The sequence below is a fragment of the Oceanobacillus manasiensis genome (assembly GCF_000724085.1).
GTDB lineage: Bacteria > Bacillota > Bacilli > Bacillales > Amphibacillaceae > Oceanobacillus_B > Oceanobacillus_B manasiensis.
Window position 1 is genome coordinate 94,697 of sequence record NZ_CCDL010000001.1, and the last position, 22,448, is coordinate 117,144.

A 22,448-nucleotide genomic window follows, 5' to 3' on the forward strand; every position below is an offset into this window, starting at 1 on the left:
GCTCAACGTTATGTACAGAAGGAGCGAAACAGAATGATCGCAATTATTGATTATGGTGCAGGCAATATAAAGAGTCTGCAATTTGCATTAGATAAAATAGGTCTCCCTTCCGTCGTTACGACAGATCCTATTGTAGTACAACAAAGTAAGGCGGTTATCCTGCCTGGTGTGGGTGCTTTTAAAGATGCGATGGAAGCAATTAGAGGATTGGGACTGGTAGAAGTACTACAAGAAGAGGCAGCAAACGGAAAACCCTTGCTCGGCATTTGTCTTGGCATGCAATTATTCTATCAAACTAGCTTTGAAGACGGCAGGTGGGAGGGGCTTGGCCTGCTTAAAGGTGCTGTATCTCGAATTGCAGGTAACGTAAAGGTCCCTCACATCGGTTGGAACACACTAGATCATCATGGGTCTCCCAGTGTTTTGACAAATATTAACGATGGAGCTTATGTCTATTTTGTGCATTCTTATGCTGTCACAGATTATGAGGATGCATCTTTAGTAGCAAGCACAACTTATGGGGAAGCACTTCCAGCTGTCGTGCAGGAAAATAATATAATAGGGATGCAATTTCATCCTGAAAAAAGCGGAGAAGTAGGTTTACAGCTATTAAAAAATTTCGGGGAGATGATCAAATGATTTTATTTCCAGCTATAGATATTAAGGATGGAAAATGTGTGCGCCTTACTCAAGGTGATTATAACCAACAAAAAATATACAGTGAATCTCCCATAAATATTGCCCGCCAATGGGAAGAGCAAGGTGCCGACTTTATTCATATCGTGGATTTAGATGGAGCCAAATCAGGCATATCGTCGAATCAATTACTTATCGAAGAAATAGCGAATGCTAGCCGGATTCCTATACAGGTTGGAGGCGGGATTCGCTCATTAGAAACAGTAAAAAGGTATGTAAACGCAGGTGTGGAAAGAGTAATTATTGGGACAGCGGCAATCGCAGACCTTCCTTTCCTCCAGGAAGCTGTAAAGCTATATAAGGATCGGATAGCCGTTTCACTTGATGCTCGCAATGGATTCGTTGCGACGGACGGTTGGACTGAGACAAGCACTACTCGAGCAATTGATCTTGTAAAAGAGCTTGAAAAACTTGGTGTACAAACGATAATTTATACAGACATTTTAAAAGATGGAATGCTTCAAGGACCTAATTTGGTAGAGCTTGAAGCCATGAACGAAGCGACCAATATAAATGTTATTGCATCTGGTGGTGTGACAACAAAAGAAGACATCCAACAGCTTAGAAGCCTAAAGCTATATGGTGCAATCATTGGCAAGGCCTTGTATGACGGCACACTGTCTTTTGAAGAGGTCGTAAAGGATGAATCAAATGCTCGCTAAACGTATTGTCCCGTGTTTGGATGTAGATAAAGGTAGAGTAGTAAAGGGTAAAAAGTTTCAAAACATTCAAGATGTAGCAGATCCAGTAGAGCTTGCACAACGGTATAATCAAGCCGGAGCAGATGAACTCGTATTTTACGATATTACAGCCTCCAATGAAGAAAGGGATATCCTTGCAGACATTGTTGAAAAAGTAGCGGCAGAGATTGCCATCCCTTTTACTGTCGGAGGTGGATTAAGAACAATGGAAGATATTCACAAAATCCTTCGATCAGGAGCAGATAAGGTTTCGCTTAATAGTTCAGCTGTAGTGAACCCACAGCTTATCCAACAAGCTGCCTGGAAGTTCGGATCTCAATGTATTGTCTTATCCATTGATGCAAAGCAGACATCAGATAACAAATGGATGGTGTACACCAAAGGTGGTCGCAACAATACAGGGTTAGATGCTATCGAATGGGCCAAGCGCGGTGAAGCTTTAGGTGCTGGTGAAATCGTCATTAACGCAATCGATACGGATGGAGAGAAAAACGGCTATCGACTAGACTTAATTAAACAGCTTGCAGATGCGGTTAATATTCCAATAGTCGCGAGTGGTGGTGCTGGAACATTAGAACACTTCGCTGATGTTCTACAGGAAGGATATGCAGACGCGGCTCTCGCAGCCTCCGTGTTCCACTACAATGAGATTCCCATTCCAGATTTAAAACAATATTTAGATGAGAAAGCAATCAATGTAAGGAGGGAACAGTCATGGAAGTAAAGATAGAAAAACTGTCATTTGATGAGAATGGCTTAATCCCAGCCATTGTCCAAGATGCTGAAAGTGCAAAAGTACTTACGTTAGCCTATATGAATGAAGCGGCTGTCATGAAAACAATCCAAACTGGCGAAACATGGTTTTACAGCAGAAAACGGCAATCTCTTTGGAACAAAGGCGAAACTTCTGGGAACAAGCAAAAGGTTGTTAAAATAAACTTTGACTGTGATGCTGATGCCTTGTTGCTTCAGGTGAATCCCCTGGGTCCTGCTTGTCATACCGGATCAGAGTCCTGTTTCCATAATACTCTACAGGAAAATGAAGAGGTAGAAAGTGAAATTATTCCTATGTTGACCCGTAACATTAAGGAACGAAGAAACAACCCAGTGGAGGGCACGTATACAACCTATCTGTTTCGTGAAGGAATGGATAAGATACTCAAGAAAATTGGTGAGGAATCCAGCGAAGTCATTATAGGGGCTAAAAACGCTGATAAACAGGAGGTTACCTGGGAAATAGCTGATTTAACCTATCATACATTAGTGTTAATGGAGCTACTTGATGTTTCTGTATCAGATATTAAAAGTGAACTAATGAAGCGTCATATAAAAAAGGCAGGAAAAAAAGATGAGTAGGTTTTGGAGTAAAGCTGCCCAGCGCTGTGAGCCATACGTGCCTGGTGAACAGTTAAACCAGCCAGAAATCATAAAACTTAATACGAATGAAAATCCCTATCCCCCTTCTCCGAATGTAGTGAGGGCAATTGAAAAAGAAGCAGCAAACAAACTAAATTTGTATCCATCACCAACAGTCGATCAGTTAAAAAAGCGTATAGCAGACTTAAATAATTTAAAGAGTGAGCAGGTTTTCGTAGGAAACGGTTCTGATGAAGTACTTGCCTTTTCCTTTATGGCATTCTTTGACCAAGATAAGCCTATACGCTTTCCGGATATTTCTTATAGCTTTTATTCCGTTTATGCTCGTTTATTTAATATTCCGCATGAGAGTGTAGCCTTAAAAGAAGATTTTACTATTCCTAAAGAAGCCTTTTTCCAATCATCAGGTGGGGTCATTTTCCCGAATCCAAACGCACCGACAAGTATTTATCTTGGATTAGATGAAATTAAAGAAATTGCAGAGCAAAATCCAGATCAGGTTGTCATTATTGATGAAGCATACATCGATTTTGCCAGTGTCTCTGCTGTGTCACTTATCCAAGATTACGAAAATGTCCTGATCATCCAAACCATGTCGAAATCAAAATCGCTTGCGGGTCTCCGAGTTGGATATGCATTAGGCGATGCCGATTTAATCTCAGGTTTAATACGTATAAAGGATTCTTTTAATTCGTATACACTGGATCGACTTGCTATTGCTGGAGCAGAAGCAGCGATTCAAGCGATTGATTATTATGCAGACATAACGGAAAAAATTATAACAACAAGAGAATGGACTATAGCTGAGATGAACAAACGGGGCTTTACGGTACTCCCATCTCAGACAAACTTTATTTTTGCCACACACTCCACATTGCCTGCAGAACTGCTTTACCAAAAGCTTAAGGATCGAGGTATCCTAATCCGATACTTTAACAAGCCACGTATAGAAAATTACGTGCGAATTACAATTGGAACAGATGGAGAGATGGAACAGCTTTTCCTTCTCCTAGACCAAATAGCGAAAGAAGCATCGTTTACCTCATAGGAAACGATGCTTCTTTATATTTAAGGCTTTCGGGTATGTCGGAAATCAATTGCAGTAGTTTAGATTAATGTTTCTACTTCAGCATCTTCTTTTAATTCAGCTACTTTGCTTTGAAGTTCAGTAGATGTTTTTTGTTGTTTAATTTGATCTTTAATGGTTGGCTCTAAATCCTCAAGCTTTCCGAGTTCTTGATCACCACTTTGTTCTTTTAACTGATTGTAATATTCTTCGACTTCTTCATCTGTGACCTCAACATCCAACTCTGAATCCACATATTTATTGGTAATCAGGTCATCTGCAAGCTGTCTTTTAAAGTCCTCTTCAGACAATTGAAACTGCTCTAGAACTGTCGTTAATTGTTCGCCATTCTCATCCTTAAGAGTATCAAATTCAGATTGCACTTCTTCCTCTGTCACTTCTAGTCCAATGTCTTCAGCTTCTTGGCGGATCAGCTGTTGCTCAATTAGTACATTAACTGTCTGTTCCTTTACTACTTCAGTATCAGAAACATCTTGTCCCATTCCAGCCATCTGTGTCTTTAACATACTATATACTGAGTTATAGCTATCTCCCATTACTTCTGTACCATTAACAGAAACGACCGCTGAGTCAGGGTCAACCTTTTCTTCTTCCGTAATTTCCGCTGACTGCTGCGCCTGTTCATTTTCCCCTTCAGCATTCTCTTCAGATTGGGTATTTTCTTCTTGCGCGTTTTCTTCGGTTTCTTCTCCAGAATTATCGTCATTACAAGCAGCCAAAATTATAGCTAAAGTTAGTGCAAAGCCTAACAAGATAACCTTCTTCATCAACAATTCCCTCATTTCATTGTATTGTTACTTCATTCAAACATACTTTTCCACCTCTTATCAAGTCTTAGGGAAAGCGAATAACTGATGAAATGCCGTGTTGACGGGCTTTACGTCCAAAGGTAACATTTCGGTAACAATACTTTCTGTTTTTCCCTTCTTTCTGCCACAATTTGATACAACTCTTTAATGCACTCAACTAGATCCTTTAGAAAGCGCATAAACAGACCATAAACGGTGAGTAATCGCTTTAACGTTTCTACTGGTCCAATGCACAGTTCGAGGGTATGAATCGATGGGGATTCATACCTTTAAAACCTAATATTTACCCGATTTTCTCCGCCAATTCTAAAATAATTCCTTCTGGACCACGAACATAGCATAACTTATAAGCATTTTCGTAGTTTTGTATCTCACCGAAAAGTTCCGTACCTTTCTTCTGCAAATTGGCTACTACGGATTCTATATCTTCAACAGCAAATGCAATGTGCCTGATCCCTAAGGTGTTTGCAAAAGATTGCTGAATACCTTTTTCATCTGTCGGTGTATGAAATTTGACCAGTTCCAACGTTGCCTGACTATCCGGCATCCCTAACATTACAACCGTCTCTCTCACGTCACTAAGCCCTATAATTCGTTCTACCCACTTACCTTCTACTTCTCCTTCCCCTAACATTTCAAGCCCAAAATCGAGGAAAAACTCTTTAGCAGCAGAGAGATCATTTACGATTACACCTACATGGTCTATTCTTTTGATTTTCATACTTATACCTCCCACTTTCTATTTTAAAAATATTCAGCATTTTTATAAGTATATCAGTTGTTCTTACTGTCCCACCAAATTTATTATAATTAAACCCATTATAGAATCTAAGTTCCCACCAATCGTTATATCAACAAGTCTTAATACAAAAAAGCTTGCAGAAAAACACATGGTTTCTCTACAAGCTTTTAATTTAAGGTTTATTCTAGGCTTGATTCAATTTGTTTCACCATTTCTGATACAGATACGAGTCCGCCACCAGATAGGTACCAAAAATCAGGATCCAAATATACGATATTATCGTTTTCATATACCTTTGTACCTTTAACCAAGTCATTCTCTACCACTTGCTTGGCAGAAGATTCTCCACCGATCGCTGCTCCCCTGTCAACAACATACAAAAGATCCGGGTTTTGTTCCACAACATACTCAAAAGATACATTTTGTCCATGCGTCGAAGCTTCAATGCTTTCATCTACTGCTGGAACACCGAACACATCATGAATAATACCAAAACGAGAATTTTGTCCATATGCACTGATTTTATCGTCATTTGCCAATATAATTAGCGCCTTTTCCTCAGCTGCTGTAGCTTTTTCTTTTATCCCTGCAATTGATTCATCAACAGCTGCAAGTTCTTTCTCTATTTCATCTTGCTTATCGAAAAGTTCGCCAACCTTGTTCATGTTCTCTTTAAACGATTCCATATAGTTAGTAGTATCTACACCTAAGTAAATTGTTGGAGCAATCTCTTCAAGTTGGTCATATACTGCTGCCTGACGCCCTGAAATTAAAATAACGTCTGGGTCAATCTGCGAAATCTTTTCAAAATCAGGCTCTTTTAGGCTCCCAATATTTTCATATTCATCACTATTATACTTCTCAAGATAAGAAGGTATACTTCCTTTTGCTACACCAGCAACGTCAATGTCTAGCTTATCCAGTGTATCGAGAATTCCATAATCAAACACTACAACCTTCTCTGGATTCTTGGCTACTTCCGTATCTCCATGCTCGTGAGAAATGGTTATCTTCTCAGAACTTGCTTCCTTATCACTATTTCCTTCTCCACTAGCATTATCTCCACATGCTGCCATAACAAGAGCTAAAAGTCCCATTATAAATATAAGCGTAATTTTTTTCATATTAAATTCCCCTTAATATTTGGTTTTTTATTCAATTCTAATTCTTAAAATTGCCGGCTACTATTTGTAGGCATATTTATTTACCATTTTTTCTGTTTCATATAAAATATAAATAACGTTGATTCCTTTATATTGGCATTGCATTCCAGTGCAGTTTGCCTTTATAAGGGTTTTTTTTATCTTTTTTCAAACAGTGCTGTAATCACCTAAAAATAGACACATATTCTACGGTCATCAATATTTTTAATGTCGATGTCCATATCATAAATTTCTTTCAGTACACATTCATCAATCACATCGCACGTGCGGCCAGTTTTGGCAATCTTCCCATCCTTTAACGCTACAATATTATCAGAATAACAAGAAGCAAAATTGATATCGTGAATTACAATTACGATCGTTTTACCCCATTCATCCACAAGGCGTCGCAATGTTTTCATTATCTGAACAGAATGTCGCATATCCAGATTATTTAATGGTTCATCCAGCAGAATGTAATCAGTATCCTGGGCAATTACCATCGCAATGTGAGCCCGCTGCCTTTGTCCACCACTAAGTTCATCGAGAAACTTATGCTGCATATCACGTAACTCCATGTAATCTATCGCTTCTTCTACCTTTACCCAATCTTCGTTTGAAAGCTTTCCCTGTGAATATGGAAAACGACCGAACGAAACGAGTTCTCGCACTGTTAATTTTAAATTAATTCCATTGGACTGTTTTAAAATCGAGATCTTTTTGGCCAGCTCATTGTTCTTTACTTTTAGTATGTCTTTTCCATCAATGGTTATATCCCCATTATCTCGTGCAATCAAGCGACTGATCATGGAAATAAGCGTACTCTTTCCAGCACCGTTAGGACCGATAAACGATGTAATCTTTCCTTTTTCGATATGTAAAGAGACATCTTCGATTACTTTTTTCTCGTTATATGATTTGAAGACATTTTTTATATTTACCATGATTTATTCTCCTTTAACAAAAGATAGATGAAGTAAATTCCACCAATAAAATTAATGATGACACTTATCGTAGTTTCAAACACAAACACTTTCTCAACAAGAAACTGCCCACCAAGCAACGCAATAATACTGATTAACATAGATCCGATAATAATATAGAAGTGTCTATACGTTTTTAAGAATTCATATGCAACATTAACTACAAGTAATCCAAGGAACGTAATTGGTCCAATAAGCGCTGTAGCTACAGAGATCAATATAGCAACAATTATTAACAGTCGTTTTACTACATAGTTATATGGTACTCCAAGGTTAATAGCATCCTCCTTACCTAACGCTAGTACATCCAAATACTTGTAGAACCTGGTAAAGTAAAGGGCGACCAGTGCCAAGATTCCAATAGAGAGGTAAACAAGATCTGTATTAACATTATTAACACTAGCAAACATTCTGTCCTGTACTAAAGAAAACTCATTAGGATCAATAAGTACCTGCATAAAGGATGTCAGGCTTCCAAAGAAGGTACCGAGAATCATCCCAATCAAGAGTAAGAAGTAGATATTGTTTCCTTCACTCTTAAACAACCATTGATAAAGAATAAGAGAAAAGATAACCATCATACCAATTGAAACGAGATAGTTGATTTCACCATTCAACATCACCAGGGACCTTGAGCCAAGAACGAAGATTATAACTGTTTGGATTAACATATAAAGAGAGTCAAGCCCCAAAACACTTGGAGTTAAAATACGATTATTGGTTATTGTCATAAATAGGGTCGTGGCAAATGCAATTGCTCCACCCGTCATAATAATAGTAACTACTTTAATGATTCTTCTCGGTAAAATATAGCCTATATTTCCAGTTAGATTGTAGAAAATATACAAACAGGCAAGAGCTAATGCGATAACGGCAAGTATGATTGTTTTCTTCTTATAACCCATATTTTCTTCTCCTTAGCAGCATGTAAATAAAGATCGCACTGCCAATCACACCAACCGTCAGGCTAATTGGAATTTCATATGGATAAATAATGATTCTGCCGATAATATCACACATTAGAACAAATACCGCCCCAAGCAATGCTGTGTGTACCAAGCTTTTTTTTAGGTGGTCACCTTGATAAATGGTAACAATATTCGGGACAATCAATCCAAGAAACGGAATGAGTCCGACCGATAATACCACCGATGCTGTAACAAGCGCTACAATTATTAAGCCGAGATTTACAACCTGCCGATAATTTAGTCCAAGATTACGCGAAAAGTCTTCACCCATTCCAGCTATCGTAAACTTATTCGCATATAAGAAAGCCAAAATTAGGATTGGGATACTTACAAACATCAGTTCATAATTCCCTGACATAATCATTGAAAAGTCACCCTGCATCCAACTGGACATATTCTGAATAAGATCATGACGATAAGCGAAAAACGTTGACGCGGAACTAATAATATTCCCAAACATGAGACCCACTAAAGGAATGAAAATGGTATCCTTAAATTTGATTTTCTCCAATATTTTCATAAATATAAAGGTGCCCAAAAGCGCAAAAACAAAGGATACTAGCATTTTTTGTAATGGGCTTGCTGAAGCAAATACCATCATCGACACAAGTACGCCTAGCCTTGCAGAATCCAACGTACCCGCTGTGGTAGGGGAAACAAATTTATTCCTGCTGAGCTGTTGCATGATTAACCCACATATACTCATGCTCATTCCGGCAATGAGAATACTAATTAACCTTGGTAGTCGACTGATCAATAGTATGTTAGCCTGCTCTGGTGTTAAGTGAAATAAATCCAAAGGTGATACATCTGATACTCCGATAAACACAGAGGTTATGGAGAGCACACCAAGGATCAGGATGTAATAACGTATTTTCATAATGACCTTCTCTTTCTATGTCTTAAGCAGTATTTCTTGTTCCCCTATCGAAATCAATAATGATATTCATTATCAATTAGCTCGATTTTAATTATAACAGATTATAAAAGTCCGTCAATATATTATGTGAGGTTTTCAATATTTCAGTCTTTTAGTTAATCCTTCTTGCTTGTAATAAAAAAACTCCCATTCGCTCGTCTACTAGCGAATGTGTATATCTTATAATTGGTACTTCAACATTTTAACTACAACGTCACTGCTTCCTGGCTAAAATTTTATACATCTTTGACATGTAAAAAAAGTCTGTGGAGAACCTCCACAGACTTTCACCCTTGTTACTCCGATTCACAGCCTTCATCCGTACAGTATGTTGTCTTAGACTGTTTAGGATTTAGAGATGTCAGTTTTGGCTTTTCTTGTTCTTCCTGCCAAACTGTTTCTAAGACCTCAGTGAATACCTTAGGCGGTTGAGCGCCAGAAACAGCATACTTCTCATTAAATACGAAGAAAGGAACACCTTCTACGCCTATTTGACGTGCTTGCTCTTCATCTTCCCGGACATGATCGGCATAATTATCTACTTTTAATAAAGTCTTTACCTCATCTTCATTAAGCCCTATTTCTGATGCCAAGTTAACTAATGTAGCATGGTCGCTAATTAACTTGGATTCAGTGAAATAGGCGTATAATAGTCGTTCAGTCATTTCTTTACCATTGCCTTGTTCTGCTGCATATTTAGCAACACGATGTGCATCAAACGTATTTGTATGCTTCATTTCATCAAAGTTATATTGTAGTCCTAATTCCGCTGCCTGTTTCCCCATGTCCTCATTCATTTGTTTCGCTCTTTCTACCGGCATTTTATACTTCCCGGCAAGTAGCTCATGAATCGTTTTATTAGGGTTTACTTCTGCATTGGGATCAAGCTCATAGCTCTTGTATATGACACTTACTTCTTCTTTATGAAGAAATGCTTCTAGTGCTTTTTCCAATCTGCGTTTTCCTATATAACAAAATGGGCATACAAAGTCTGACCATATTTCAATTTGCATTTATTCCACCTCATTTCTGTCATCATTGTAGCACAGCTCCTTGTTTCATATGAAGTATTGTGCCTATGATAGAAAAAGGATTTTAGTATCATAATATCCATCTGTAGTTTAGTGTAAATTATTTTTGTTCACATATTTTCCGTGTTTTGGAACGGCTAGTTTTTCAAAATCATTTACAAGCCTTTCTAATCCTTTCGAAAGCTTCTCTCCATTCATGGCAGAACCGTGGCCAGAGATTATGGTTTCTGGTTTAAGTTCTGCCAATTTACGGACAGAATCCCATGCAGCTTGCCAATCTGTTGTGAAATAGCGTGGTGGACCATTTACCTCTGCCTGTTGCAGGAGAACCTTATGAAGAGAATCTTGCCTCACTGTAATCACAGCATCCCCAGAAAATAGTAGCCCATCACTTTCCCGGTAGAAGGATACATGGCCAGGAGAGTGTCCTGGAGTATGGATCCATTTCCAGTCATCTAAAAAAGGCACCTGCTGATCTGTGGGTAAAGGCTGTACGGAGGCTCCTAAATCAATTGCCTCGTTTGGGTACAGGAAAGACATTTTTGCGAGCATCCCACCTTCCACGTTCGTATCTGGTTTTGGATAATCTTTTTCACCTTGAAGATAAGGTAGCTCTAACTCATGGGCATAAACAGGGACATCCCATTCTTGTATAAGATCATACAAGCCACCTACATGATCAAAATGAGCATGTGTCAGAATAATTGCTGCAGGCTTACTATTTCGTCCAAACCTGTCTACCACCACTGATTTAATTTCCGGTGCCGCATTAGGTAAGCCAGCATCAACTAGCACCCACGTATCACTATTTGGATGCCCAATAAATCCGATATTCACTATTTGGTCTGTATAATAATATACATCTTCTTTCACCTGAATTCCTCCACCACTTGTAATGGAAGTCATAGGGATAAATTGATCATGCTCTGTTGGTCTTTCATTCTTCTCCACGATATTCCTCCTTCGCCATTTTCCTTAGTATTGGTAAGGAGGAAAAAAATAATCACTTCCTAAGGGAAGTGATTACGATTGATCTGTATAGTTTTGTTTTTCTTGGACGTCTCCATTCTCTTTATGAATGGTTAAAGATGTTCCTTTATTTTTAGCAATTTCGCGACCACGCTTGATTGCATCTTCTTTATTATTGAATACATCGCTTGGTTTCTCAGCGTTACTTGATGAAACTGCCCATCCATCTTCGTGGGATAAGACATGTTCACCCTCTTCTAAACGTTCCGGGTTATCATCATATCGCTTACCCTCTTCAGATCTTTTCGTTGGCTTACCACCCTCTTCATATTCTCTTACTTCTTTTTTACTTGCGTTGTCTCGCCACTCCTTGGCTTGATCGATAGCAATCGGAATAGCCCTACCTTCCTCATATCCTTCATCAAGCATAGAATTGGCAATATCTATTGCTTTCTTTTTTGTTATATCCGGTAAGTTTTTCATTGAAGACGGGTAATCATTCATGGTCCAGGGCATATTTTTCCTCCTAGCTACTTTTTAAGTATCATACCCTTTTCGCATTGCCTTCCAAACATCATTCAAACACGTACTGAAATCTAGATGGTGTTTCATCTGAAGTGTAGTATTGATCCACCTCCGTTTTTTCGCCAGGTTCTAATGTTATTGCCTTCATAAGTCTCTTCCTTTTGCACTTCATTACCTCGATGACGGGCATTTTATTCGGATCTCTTCTTCCTTTTGCACTTCATAAACTCGATGACGGGCATTTTATTCGGATTTCTTCTTCCTTTTGCACTTCATTACCTCAATGACGTACATTTTATTCGGATCTCTTCTTCCTTTTGCACTTCATAAACTCGATGACGGGCATTTTATTCGGATCTCTTCTTCCTTTTGCACTTCATAAACTCGATGACGGGCATTTTATTCGGATCTCTTCTTGCTTTTGCACTTCATTACCTCGATGACGGGCATTTTATTCGGATCTCTTCTTGATTTTGCACTTCATCACCTCGATGACGGGCATTTTATTCGGATCTCTTCTTCCTTTTGCACTTCATAAACTCGATGACGTGCATTTTATTCGGATTTCTTCTTCCTTTTGCACTTCATAAACTCGATGACGGGCAGTTTATTCGGATCTCTTCTTCCTTTTGCACTTCATCACCTCGATGACGGGCATTTTATTCGGATCTCTTCTTCCTTTTGCACTTCATCACCTCGATGACGGGCATTTTATTCGGATCTCTTCTTCCTTTTGCACTTCATTACCTCAATGACGGGCATTTTATTCGGATCTCTTCTTCCTTTTGCACTTCATCACCTCGATCACGTGCATTTTGCTTGGATTTCTTCTTCCTCTTGCACTTCATTACCTCGATGACGGGCATTCTGCTCAGATCTCTCTTCGATCTCCATTTTGCACGTGTGAGAGTTATTCTGGTAAAGAGAAAGACAGCTGAGATTATTCCTCAGCTGTCTTATTATTTAGTAATGATTTTCCCATCACCGAAACACGATTTGTATTTTTTAATTCGTTTAAGGTTTTTGTTCCAATTCCAAACATCGTCATTTTCAGTTCTAGTTCAATTTGATCCATTGTTCTTAAAACAGATTCTGCAGACTCGGTTGCTGCTTGTAGTAGTTGTCTGGCAAAGCCGATTACATCTGCTCCTAGTGTAATAGCTTTTGCAGCATCGACTCCTGTTTTCATTCCGCCACTTGCCACCACAGGCACTGCAGCCTTGCTACTTTTAACTGAAACAATACAGTCCTTCGTCGGTAACCCCCAATTATTAAATGCCTCAGCAGCTGCTCTCCTTAATGGGTCTTGAGATCGCAATTTTTCCACCTGGCTCCAAGAAGTTCCACCAGCTCCTGCAACATCAATAAAGGATATTCCTGCATTATAAAGTTTTTCTGCTACTGTGCCATCGATGCCAAAGCCGACTTCCTTGGCTCCAACAGGTACTTGAAGTTGCTTACAAACAGCTTCGATCTTAGGTAGGAGATTCTCAAAATTTAAATCCCCACCATCTTGGACTGCTTCCTGCAAGCTATTCAAATGAAGGACAAGCGCATCTGATTCTGTTAGCTCTACAATCCGCTGTGCCTCGTCCGCTCCGTATCCATAATTCAACTGGACTGCTCCTAAATTTGCTATAAGTGGTACAGTCGGTGCCTGTTTCCTAATGAGAAACGACTCTTTATGGGCGTCACTTTCAAGCAATGCTCGCGTTGAACCTAACGCAACAGCCCAACCCTTCTCTTCTGCAGCAATAGCAAGATTCTGATTGATTTTTGCAGCCAGCTCACTACCACCAGTCATAGAACTCACCAAAAATGGCGCCTTTAGCGCTTTGTTTAAAAATGAAGTCTGCAAGTCTATATCTGCAAAGTTTATTTCAGGTAAAGCGTTATGTATAAAGGATATCCCTTCTAGCCCTGTTGATTTATTTACACCCTCCACATTATCGTCAAGACAAAGGCGGATGTGTTCTGTTTTTCTTCTATTTATACCTTCTTCCACTATGTATAGCCTCCTCAACTAGAACTAAACCAAATTTTATTATAGCACCAGTTTACTTGTTTCTATTCCGAAATGAAAGAGAAGACCCACTCGCTGATTTATTATTGCACAGTTTGGGAACAAACCTATACAATAACGATAAGCGAAATAGACGGCATAATAATCTCTATATAAAGGAGGCGACGATATTGAGGGAAAGAGCAAAAAAATTTGCCGAAATGGCGCACGAGGGACAAACCAGAAAAAACTCCAATGCACCATATGTAACACACCCGATTAGAGTAGCAGGAAGATTAGAGAAAGAAGGATGCAGCGAGGAGCTTATTTGCGCAGCATATTTGCATGATGTTGTGGAAGATACACCCTATGAAATACAGGACATGGAGGATCATTTTGGAAGCAAAGTAGCCGAACTTGTTGCAGCCCATACGGAAGATAAGTCAAAATCTTGGGAGGAAAGAAAACAGCATACTATCGATACTATCCGAAGTGGGTCAAAGGAAGTAAAATATTTGATTGTGGCTGATAAATTAGATAACTTACTCGGTCAAGAACAAGATATTAAACAATTAGGATCAGAAGCAGCTTGGAAAAACTTCAACGCAGGTGTAGATAAACAAAGATGGTACAACGAATCCATTTGTAAAGCCATGTATGTTGGGTTGGAGGAAAAAGATATTCCAACCTATTTTAGAGAATATGAAAATTTGATCAAACGTGTGTTTGATTTTTCTTGAATTTCACAACCCCTCTTACAGCCCAAGAACTGTAAGAGGGGTTGCCTTATCTTGCTCGATATTTCTTTTTCTGATCTTTACTAACCTGCTTCCATTTATTCTTTTCTTCAATTAAAGCTTTTTGGTCCTGCTTTCTTTTTTCATACGCCAATTCTCGTTGCAATTTCAAATAACTTTGAAATCGATCAGTAGATAATTCTCCGTTATCTATCGCTTCTTTCACCCGACAACCAGGTTCCGTGTCATGTTTGCAATCTGTAAAACGGCACGCTTCCACCAATGCTTCCACGTCTTGAAAAGTTGTACCTATTGCCTCTTGGCCATCCCACAATTGCAACTCTCTCATACCAGGAGTGTCAATTAGAAGCGCTCCGTTTGGCAAACGAAACATCTCCCTGTGCGTCGTCGTATGCCTTCCCTTACTATCATCTTCTCTAATCTCTTTTGTTTCTTGGACTTCTTTTCCAAGCAGTGTATTTATTAATGTCGACTTCCCTACTCCTGACGAACCTAGCAGAGCCCCCGTTTTGCCTGGGGGTAGATAAGATAATAATTGATCTAACCCCTCCCCTGTTTGGCCGCTAACAGAGATAATGGGCACTCCTATTGCAATTTCTTCTGTATCAGAAATAACCTCTTCTATTCTTTCCAAAGTACATGAATCTTTCTTTGTTAGAACGATAACAGGGGAAGCTCCACTTTCATAGGTAGATAAAATATAGCGCTCTATCCGCCTACTATTAAAATCATGGTCCAAAGCATTCACAATAAATACTGTATCTATATTCGCTGCAACGATTTGTGCCTCGGTTCGATCACCAGCTGCTTGCCGAATGAACTGACTAGTCCTAGGGAGAAGCTCTTTTATCACTGCCTTTTCTTCATCATATAGCTTCTCTACCACAACCCAGTCACCAACAGCCGGAAAATCAAGTGTCCCGTTAGCAGTATGCAAATACTTTCCGCTTACCTGCCCCAAAAATTCCCTATCGCCGTCCGAAAGGCGGTAGCTGTTTTTTTGAACTGTCAGCACTCTAGCAAGTTTGTCGTGTTCTTCTTTTTCTATAGGTTGGGTCCATCCCATTTTTTCTAAATTGGTCAATTCATTTCCTCCAGTTTTTAGGAGGAACCGTTTAATTAATTTGAACGTTCCTCCATTTTGTAGTTTTTGGCTCTGATTTGTTCTCTTATTTTATTTACACTCATAAACCACCACTCCTTCCAAAATGGATAAAACGCGTCTTTACATCTTATCGATTTTTAATGTTAGTGTGAAAAAATATCTCACATGTTATTATTTCGACTTAACAGTAAAAAATCCTGCTTATAAAAAATAAGAACCAGATGCACTGCATCTGGTTCCTCTAATGTCTGTATTAACGTTTGTTCATTTCACTTGGTTCTGGACCTTTTCTTTCGTTACGGTCCAATCCTTTAATTTCTTTCATATCTTCTTCACTTAATTCGAAATCGAATACATCAAAGTTTTCTTCAATCCGTGAAGGTGTAACCGACTTAGGAATAACAATGTTATTATACTGTAAGTGCCAACGTAAAATAACTTGTGCAGGTGTTTTGCTATATTTATCAGCAATATTTGTTACAACACTATTATTTAATACTTCTCCACCTTGCATTAATGGGCTCCAAGCTTCCAGGTAAATGTTGTGCTTATCACAGAAAGCCTTCAACTCAGCTTGTTGTAGGTATGGATGGCATTCAACCTGATTAACAGCAGGTACGACCTCACACTCGTCCAATAGACGTTGCAAATGTTCGATATTAAAGTTACATACTCCAATAGCTTTAACACGACCATCCTTGTACAATTTTTCTAGCGCTTTATATGTTTCCACATAGTCATCAAATTCTGGTGTTGGCCAATGAATTAAATACAGATCCACATAATCTAATCCAAGTCTATCTAAGCTTGCATCAAACGCTTTTAATGTATTTTCATAACCTTGATCACTGTTCCAAACCTTTGTTGTAATAAACAGCTCTTCACGTGGGACGTTTTTGTTAGCAATCGCTTTACCAACGCCCTCTTCATTCGCATAAACTTTTGCGGTATCAATAGAACGATAGCCAACTTCTATTGCTTTTTCTACAGCAGGAGTTGCTTCCTCATCAGGTACCTGCCAAACGCCAAAACCTAACTGTGGCATTTCTAATCCATTATTAAGCGTTACATACTGCATCGTTCAACTTCCCTTCCATATGAAATGTCCTTATTTTATCACACTGATTTAGAAAACATGTATTCTTATGCTTGAAAGACCTCTACTAATCATCCGTTAATTCTTTATTCTTTCGATAAGAACGTTTAAGAGAAATGTAATCAAATAAGAATAGGAAAATAATAAAGAAAACGGAAGGTCCAATGATGTCAAACCAATCTTCTGTATTAGATGGCTTACCATTAAACAGAAAAATAACTATAAAAAAAACAAATCCTGAAGAAATTGCAGCAATAAACCTGAACTTTCGCTCTTTCTTGTACTGTTTCTGATTATAGACATTTGTAAATTCAATACCCGAGAAGATATAACGCATGTATGTATAAGTGCCAATAAAACCAAAAACGATAAATAGTGTAATTGCTATATCAAACTCTCCTAGATCAAACAAAAAAATTTCTAGCGCTGCAAATATAAACGCCCCTAGAGCCAAAATCACTGCACTCTCTCCGAGAAAATACAGTATACGAGTTCTCTTATACTCGTCATCAGGTAGTAAATAATTTAAAAATGATTTCATATTAAAATCCCTCCCAAAATAGTTCATCCAATGTCTTCCCAAGTTCTTTACAAATGGCAATACAAAGATTAAGACTTGGATTATATTCACCTTTTTCTATTAGGCCAATTGTCTGCCTCGTTGCCTTTACCCTGCTTGCAAGCTGTTCTTGAGTCCATCCCTTTTCCATTCTCGCTAACTTTATTCTATTTACCATGGAGACCTCCACTTTGTTATATATACATTACATTTGTTATTTATATATTACATTAGACATATATATATTGCAATTCATTTTCTAAAAAAGGCTTGCCAGTCGAGATACTGACAAGCCCTCGTATTTACTTTATCCTTCGTTCCTCTCCAACCATTTCTTTCTTGCAAAGGTGTAATTACCTTCGAACCTTGTAAGCTTCTGATCTGCAAGTAGGTAGGTAACAGGAAATAAGCGATCAAGAAAATAGCGGTCATGGGAGACGGTTATAATCGTTCCCTCAAATTGTTCCAGTGCTTCTTCCAGCACCTCTTTTGATTCTATATCTAAATGATTGGTCGGCTCATCTAATAATAGTAGATTGTGTTTTTGATAAACAAGCTCTGCTAAACGTAGCCGCATTCTCTCTCCACCACTAAGCTGCTTTACCTTTTTAAAAACACTTGGACCATAAAAAAGGAAGGTTGCCAGGATTCCTCTTGCTTCCCCTTCTGTAACGGCAACATGCTCCCGAAACTCCTCTAGGACGGTTCTGTTCGCATCCATCTCCAGCATATGCTGGGAAAGGTAGCCAATGGAGAGGTTACTCCCTTGTTTTACCCAACCTTGATCAGGAATCTCTAACCCGAGCATCAGGTGGAGCAACGTTGTTTTTCCTGCTCCGTTTTCGCCTATTAATGCAATGCGTTCCCGGAAACGGACTAGTAAGGATAAATCCTCAAACAGAGATTGGTTCCCATACTGCTTTGAAACATGATCAAGCTTTAAAACTTCTTTCCCACTACGTTTACCCATTTCAAAATCGAGATCAATTTTCTTCTGATCAATAATCGGTCTCTTTAATACAGTAAGTCGATCAAGTGCCTTTTGCATGCTTTTTGCCCGTCTGTGTAGACCATCATTAGGGGGATTGGCCTGGTTAGCCCACTCTTTAAGACGTTTAATTGTTTCCTTCATTTTATGAATTTTTTTCTGCTGGTCTTCGTATTGCTGAAACTCTTTTAGAAGTCTCGTTTCTCTTTCTTTCACGAAACCCGTATAGTTCGTGTGATACTTTATAATTTCCCCCTGATCCATTTCCAAAATGGATGATATTGTTTCATCTAAAAAATAACGGTCATGGGAGACAATTACCACTGTGCCATTGTATTGTCGAATAAAAGTAGTGAGCCATTCTATTGCTAAAAAATCTAGATGGTTCGTAGGTTCGTCAAGCAACAGGAGATCAGGCGCTTTCAACAATATTTGTGCCAAACCTACTTTCGTCTTTTCTCCCCCACTGAGCTGGTGCCATTTTTTATTTTCCAAATCGGTCATTTGCAAACCATTCAAAACGTGATGCACCTGGGCATCCATTTCGTACCCGCCGTCCTGCTGAAACTGGTCTAATAAAGACCCATACCTTTCCATATATCGATCAAGCTTATTAGAATCTCTTTCATTTGCCATGTGATGCTCTAAGGTCGTCATTTTATCTTTTATTTTATTTAACTCTTCAAATACCTCATACATTAACGTGTTTACAGTCTTTTTATCATCCGGCATGGCAATTTGTTTTAAAAGCCCTGTTCGAAGACCCTTCTTCCAAGAAATCATGCCACTTTCCTGATCTGATTCCTTTGCGATCAGATTTAGGAGGCTCGTTTTTCCTTCCCCATTTCTTCCAATTAGCCCAATTCTTTCACCTTGTTTGATTTCGAAATTTATATCTTGAAAAATAGTATTTGCACCAATTATTTGCGTCACATTTCGTAAACTGCATAAAATCATTTGTTTTGCCTCCTATAGAAGAGACATCCCTACAAATGGTTGGTATTGTTATTGTTTTCACTGCATTTATATTTGCATAGCTAAACATACAACAATTTTCAAAAAAGTATAAACCATAAAAAAGACGACAAAGAGCAACCGCTCCCTGTCGTCCTAAATCCGTAGCAGGTAGATGCCTCTTACTGGTTTTTCCATTATTTTACTCCTGAAAAGGACATACGTGTCCCTTGAATAAAATGGATGGAAAAAAGTGCATAACAAATCCAAAGGTACTCCCTGAATTTAGCCATACTTCCAGTACGATTCATCTAACCCACCTCCTTTAATATACTTCTTAAAGCTTAATCGATTAGACCCTATAGCGTCAAGTTAATTTTCAGACAGCTATTTTGTGACTATCTATCATTCCAAACGATCTCACCGGAAAGATGTTCATGATCAATTTTAATATTGAAGTGGTGCTTCCTATAAAAGTGCTTCAGTCTATTTACATGATCAAAATCTCTTTCGACAATATCACCTGTAATGAATTGCATATTTTCTTCTCTAGCTATTTCTTTTAAATGCTTCATAAGCACAGAACCAAAACCTTTATTCTGTACGCCCTTTATGTCTGCAATATGAAGCGTTGAATCGCTCCGGAACTCAGCCTGAATGGCAGAATCCCAGTCGCCACGGTAAGGCTTTGTGCATTCATGAAGCATGACCTGGCAATTTTTCTTACCTTTGTCCGCATATATAATGACCCATTGTTCTTCATTTGCCTGATCTATGCTAATAATCTCGGATTTTTTTGCAATTTCTTTCATATTGTTCTGCATCCGATGTAACTGTATTTCCAAGGAATCTAATTCTTCCTTTAATTCGTCTCTTCCTTTTTCTTTATCTAAAAATGCTGAATAAACCATCTATATCACCTTTATTTATTAATAAGTCTCAGACACACAATTTGCTATTCTACAGGATAATGACCCTTTAATGCAAGTGTCTGAAAATAATTTTTCATAAAATTTACAATAGTACTTAAGACTTAGAAAAGTTAGCCGATACTAAAAGTAAACGTTTTTTTAATGGGGGCAGAACTGTGAAGTTTAAAAGATCAAAAAAACCAAAGAAAATAAAAGAGAATAATGGGCGGAACTCCTCTCGACCCAAGCTTCTCAAAAAGTTTGCTTGGCGTAATGTTAGTATAGGCCGTAAATATATAACTGTTTTCTTTTTTACATTGCTTTTATTTGTTGCGTCAGCTTGTGTAGTGTTTTTTCTATTAACCAAGGGGCAGGAAGATATTAAAGAAATTGAGAAAAGTAGTTCGAGGGTAAATGATATGGCTGATATGGCCTACTTGATTCAAGCAAAGGATGTTCAAATTGCTGATTACCTACTTACGGAGAGCGAAAAATACCAAGAGCAATTCATCCAGTACCAGGAAGAGTTCTTAGCCCTTGCAGAAAAACTTAAACCATCTATGGAAACTGATGAGCAACGGACTAATTTCAATGCCATTGTTAGCAACAATGAATCAACTGATAGAGCGTTCACTGAACAAATTGTCCCAGCCGTAGAGGAAGGACAATCTATTATGGCAAATTCACTTCGTGATTATACTTCCCGGTTAAGAACCGAAACTATTGAACACGTTAATGAATTGATAACACTTATTAACGATGACCAAAATAAATCGGTTCAGAATGCAAAATCTAGTATTCAAGGAAGTGCTATAACATTAGCGATCGCCACCATTCTTGCAGCAATAATCGGTATCCCATTAATGATCATTATAAGTAGAATTATAACGAAGCATCTTAAGAAGATTGTTGGAGTAACATCCGAAGTCGCAAATGGAAATCTTAGGACTTCCGATATGGATTACGAAGGTACAGATGAGATTGGTCAGCTAGCTGCAGCGGTCAATAAAATGAAGGGAAACATTCACAGTATACTAATGAAAGTAGCAGATGCTTCCAACTCTGTTTCCTCGAGAAGTGAGGTGCTGACACAATCTTCCAAGGAAGTAAGTGAAGGAAATACACAAATAGCTACGACGATGGAAGAGCTGTCAACAGGTGCTGAAACACAGGCAAACAGTGCTTCCGACCTATCTGAAAATATGAATGATTTTGTACAAAAAGTAGAACTCTCAGAACAAAACGGGCAAGAGGCTGCACAAAATTCTACGAAAGTGCTGGACTTAACGAATGAAGGAACAGCCTTAATGAATAAATCAGTCGCGCAAATGAAACAGATTGATACGATTGTGTCTACCTCCGTCGATAAAGTACAAGGTCTTGATAAACAATCCAATGAAATATCTAAGCTCGTTCTTGTTATAAAAGATATTGCAGATCAGACGAACTTACTTTCATTAAATGCTGCCATAGAAGCTGCGAGAGCTGGGGAGCATGGCAGGGGATTTGCGGTAGTAGCAGATGAAGTCGGAAAGCTTTCTGAACAGGTTGCCTCCTCCGTTGGAGAAATAACAAACATTGTTCAACGCATCCAATCTGAAACAACAGAGGTAGTCGGTTCGTTAAGTGATGGGTATAAGGAAGTCCAAGAAGGTACCAAACAAATAGAAGAAACAGGTAGAAATTTTAATTCTATTAACGCCTCTGTTTCTGAGATGGCCAATAAGATTACGTTTATCTCATCTAACCTACGGGAGATTTCCCAGAATAGTAAAGAGATGAATAATTTAATTGAGGAAATAGCATCCGTTTCAGAGGAGTCAGCTGCGGGAGTAGAACAAGCTGCCGCTTCTGCACAGCAAACATCGAGCTCGATGGAAGAAGTATCCTACAGTGCAGATGAGTTAGCCAAGTTAGCGGAGCAATTAAACCAGGAACTAAAAGTCTTTAAGTTAAAATAATTTTAAGAGACACAGTAAAAAAAGTATAAGGTTGCAAGTATAGTGGACGTGTCTATAGCTTAGAATGATCGCAAAGCTCCTCTATGATCAAACGACTCCCTTTACAGAACCCTAATATGATTAATAAAAAACTACGTGTGCTGTGTATGCAGTAAACGTAGTTTT

Annotated in this window: 24 protein-coding genes; 7 read left to right on the forward strand and 17 right to left on the reverse strand. The window is 38.5% G+C overall.

All coding sequences use genetic code 11. The features are described 5' to 3' along the window. Positions 1–33 precede the first annotated feature (33 nt). The 5 genes from hisH to hisC are packed head-to-tail and all read left to right on the forward strand — an operon-like array spanning position 34 to position 3,822. On the forward strand, positions 34–639 hold the full coding sequence (gene hisH / locus BN985_RS00585) for an imidazole glycerol phosphate synthase subunit HisH (RefSeq protein ID WP_042220466.1): 606 nt from the start codon (positions 34–36) through the stop codon (positions 637–639). Further along, the gene (gene hisA / locus BN985_RS00590) at positions 636–1,358 is read left to right on the forward strand and encodes a 1-(5-phosphoribosyl)-5-[(5-phosphoribosylamino)methylideneamino]imidazole-4-carboxamide isomerase (protein ID WP_042220468.1); all 723 of its coding nucleotides are present in this window, start codon (positions 636–638) and stop codon (positions 1,356–1,358) included. Before hisH ends, hisA begins: the two co-directional genes overlap by 4 nt. Then, complete coding sequence (hisF, locus tag BN985_RS00595) at positions 1,348–2,121, forward strand: imidazole glycerol phosphate synthase subunit HisF (RefSeq protein WP_042222799.1); 774 nt, start codon at positions 1,348–1,350, stop codon at positions 2,119–2,121. The genes hisA and hisF overlap by 11 nt, the downstream gene beginning before the upstream one ends. Continuing rightward, complete coding sequence (gene hisIE / locus BN985_RS00600) at positions 2,112–2,753, forward strand: bifunctional phosphoribosyl-AMP cyclohydrolase/phosphoribosyl-ATP diphosphatase HisIE (protein WP_042220470.1); 642 nt, start codon at positions 2,112–2,114, stop codon at positions 2,751–2,753. The genes hisF and hisIE overlap by 10 nt, the downstream gene beginning before the upstream one ends. Beyond that, positions 2,746–3,822, forward strand: coding sequence for a histidinol-phosphate transaminase (gene hisC / locus BN985_RS00605; RefSeq protein WP_042220471.1), 1,077 nt, complete (start codon positions 2,746–2,748; stop codon positions 3,820–3,822). Before hisIE ends, hisC begins: the two co-directional genes overlap by 8 nt. A gap of 59 nt (positions 3,823–3,881) precedes the next feature. On the opposite strand, the gene BN985_RS00610 is transcribed toward hisC, so the two are convergent. The 10 genes from BN985_RS00610 to fni all read right to left on the reverse strand — a co-directional run bounded on the left by BN985_RS00610 (position 3,882) and on the right by fni (position 13,954). Continuing rightward, a complete protein-coding gene (locus tag BN985_RS00610; RefSeq protein WP_042220472.1) occupies positions 3,882–4,628 on the reverse strand; it encodes a SurA N-terminal domain-containing protein in 747 nt (248 codons plus the stop codon). Positions 4,629–4,953: 325 nt separating this feature from the next. Further along, entirely contained in the window at positions 4,954–5,391 is a 438-nt protein-coding gene (locus BN985_RS00615) for a VOC family protein (protein ID WP_042220473.1), read from the reverse strand. A 200-nt stretch (positions 5,392–5,591) separates the two neighbouring features. Then, positions 5,592–6,536: a siderophore ABC transporter substrate-binding protein gene (locus BN985_RS00620; protein ID WP_042220475.1), complete on the reverse strand. Its 945-nt coding sequence runs from the start codon at positions 6,534–6,536 to the stop codon at positions 5,592–5,594. A gap of 206 nt (positions 6,537–6,742) precedes the next feature. Beyond that, on the reverse strand, positions 6,743–7,498 hold the full coding sequence (locus BN985_RS00625) for an iron ABC transporter ATP-binding protein (RefSeq protein ID WP_042220477.1): 756 nt from the start codon (positions 7,496–7,498) through the stop codon (positions 6,743–6,745). Next, entirely contained in the window at positions 7,492–8,442 is a 951-nt protein-coding gene (locus tag BN985_RS00630; RefSeq protein ID WP_042220478.1) for an iron chelate uptake ABC transporter family permease subunit, read from the reverse strand. Before BN985_RS00630 ends, BN985_RS00625 begins: the two co-directional genes overlap by 7 nt. Beyond that, entirely contained in the window at positions 8,432–9,385 is a 954-nt protein-coding gene (locus tag BN985_RS00635; RefSeq protein ID WP_042220479.1) for an ABC transporter permease, read from the reverse strand. The genes BN985_RS00630 and BN985_RS00635 overlap by 11 nt, the downstream gene beginning before the upstream one ends. Before the next feature lie 335 nt (positions 9,386–9,720). After that, entirely contained in the window at positions 9,721–10,437 is a 717-nt protein-coding gene (locus tag BN985_RS00640; RefSeq protein ID WP_042220481.1) for a DsbA family oxidoreductase, read from the reverse strand. A 108-nt stretch (positions 10,438–10,545) separates the two neighbouring features. Beyond that, complete coding sequence (locus BN985_RS00645) at positions 10,546–11,361, reverse strand: MBL fold metallo-hydrolase (protein WP_042222800.1); 816 nt, start codon at positions 11,359–11,361, stop codon at positions 10,546–10,548. Positions 11,362–11,478: 117 nt separating this feature from the next. Beyond that, positions 11,479–11,940 (reverse strand): DUF2188 domain-containing protein, encoded by a 462-nt coding sequence (locus BN985_RS00650; RefSeq protein ID WP_042220483.1) that lies wholly within the window; start codon positions 11,938–11,940, stop codon positions 11,479–11,481. A gap of 949 nt (positions 11,941–12,889) precedes the next feature. After that, positions 12,890–13,954, reverse strand: coding sequence for a type 2 isopentenyl-diphosphate Delta-isomerase (gene fni / locus BN985_RS00655; RefSeq protein ID WP_042220484.1), 1,065 nt, complete (start codon positions 13,952–13,954; stop codon positions 12,890–12,892). Positions 13,955–14,142: 188 nt separating this feature from the next. Between fni and BN985_RS00660 the strand changes: the two genes are divergently transcribed. Continuing rightward, complete coding sequence (locus BN985_RS00660) at positions 14,143–14,691, forward strand: HD domain-containing protein (protein ID WP_198029956.1); 549 nt, start codon at positions 14,143–14,145, stop codon at positions 14,689–14,691. A gap of 46 nt (positions 14,692–14,737) precedes the next feature. Here BN985_RS00660 and rsgA read toward each other — a convergent pair whose 3' ends face one another. The 7 genes from rsgA to BN985_RS00690 form a co-directional block, all read right to left on the reverse strand. After that, positions 14,738–15,775 (reverse strand): ribosome small subunit-dependent GTPase A, encoded by a 1,038-nt coding sequence (rsgA, locus tag BN985_RS00665; protein ID WP_042222804.1) that lies wholly within the window; start codon positions 15,773–15,775, stop codon positions 14,738–14,740. A gap of 292 nt (positions 15,776–16,067) precedes the next feature. Continuing rightward, the gene (locus BN985_RS00670) at positions 16,068–16,892 is read right to left on the reverse strand and encodes an aldo/keto reductase (protein ID WP_042220485.1); all 825 of its coding nucleotides are present in this window, start codon (positions 16,890–16,892) and stop codon (positions 16,068–16,070) included. 85 nt (positions 16,893–16,977) lie between these two features. Beyond that, entirely contained in the window at positions 16,978–17,451 is a 474-nt protein-coding gene (locus BN985_RS00675) for a hypothetical protein (RefSeq protein WP_042220486.1), read from the reverse strand. 1 nt (position 17,452) lies between these two features. Continuing rightward, positions 17,453–17,647: a helix-turn-helix transcriptional regulator gene (locus BN985_RS00680; protein ID WP_042220487.1), complete on the reverse strand. Its 195-nt coding sequence runs from the start codon at positions 17,645–17,647 to the stop codon at positions 17,453–17,455. A gap of 129 nt (positions 17,648–17,776) precedes the next feature. Continuing rightward, positions 17,777–19,414 (reverse strand): ribosomal protection-like ABC-F family protein, encoded by a 1,638-nt coding sequence (gene abc-f, locus BN985_RS00685; protein WP_042220489.1) that lies wholly within the window; start codon positions 19,412–19,414, stop codon positions 17,777–17,779. Between the two features lie 194 nt (positions 19,415–19,608). Beyond that, complete coding sequence (locus tag BN985_RS19535) at positions 19,609–19,722, reverse strand: RAxF-45 family protein (protein WP_332257398.1); 114 nt, start codon at positions 19,720–19,722, stop codon at positions 19,609–19,611. Between the two features lie 87 nt (positions 19,723–19,809). Further along, positions 19,810–20,322 carry an N-acetyltransferase gene (locus BN985_RS00690; RefSeq protein ID WP_042220490.1) on the reverse strand — a complete coding sequence of 171 codons (513 nt, stop codon included), beginning with the start codon at positions 20,320–20,322 and terminating at the stop codon, positions 19,810–19,812. A 176-nt stretch (positions 20,323–20,498) separates the two neighbouring features. On the opposite strand from BN985_RS00690, the gene BN985_RS00695 reads away from it, so the two are divergent. Further along, on the forward strand, positions 20,499–22,283 hold the full coding sequence (locus tag BN985_RS00695) for a methyl-accepting chemotaxis protein (protein WP_052360571.1): 1,785 nt from the start codon (positions 20,499–20,501) through the stop codon (positions 22,281–22,283). Positions 22,284–22,448: the final 165 nt, after the last annotated feature.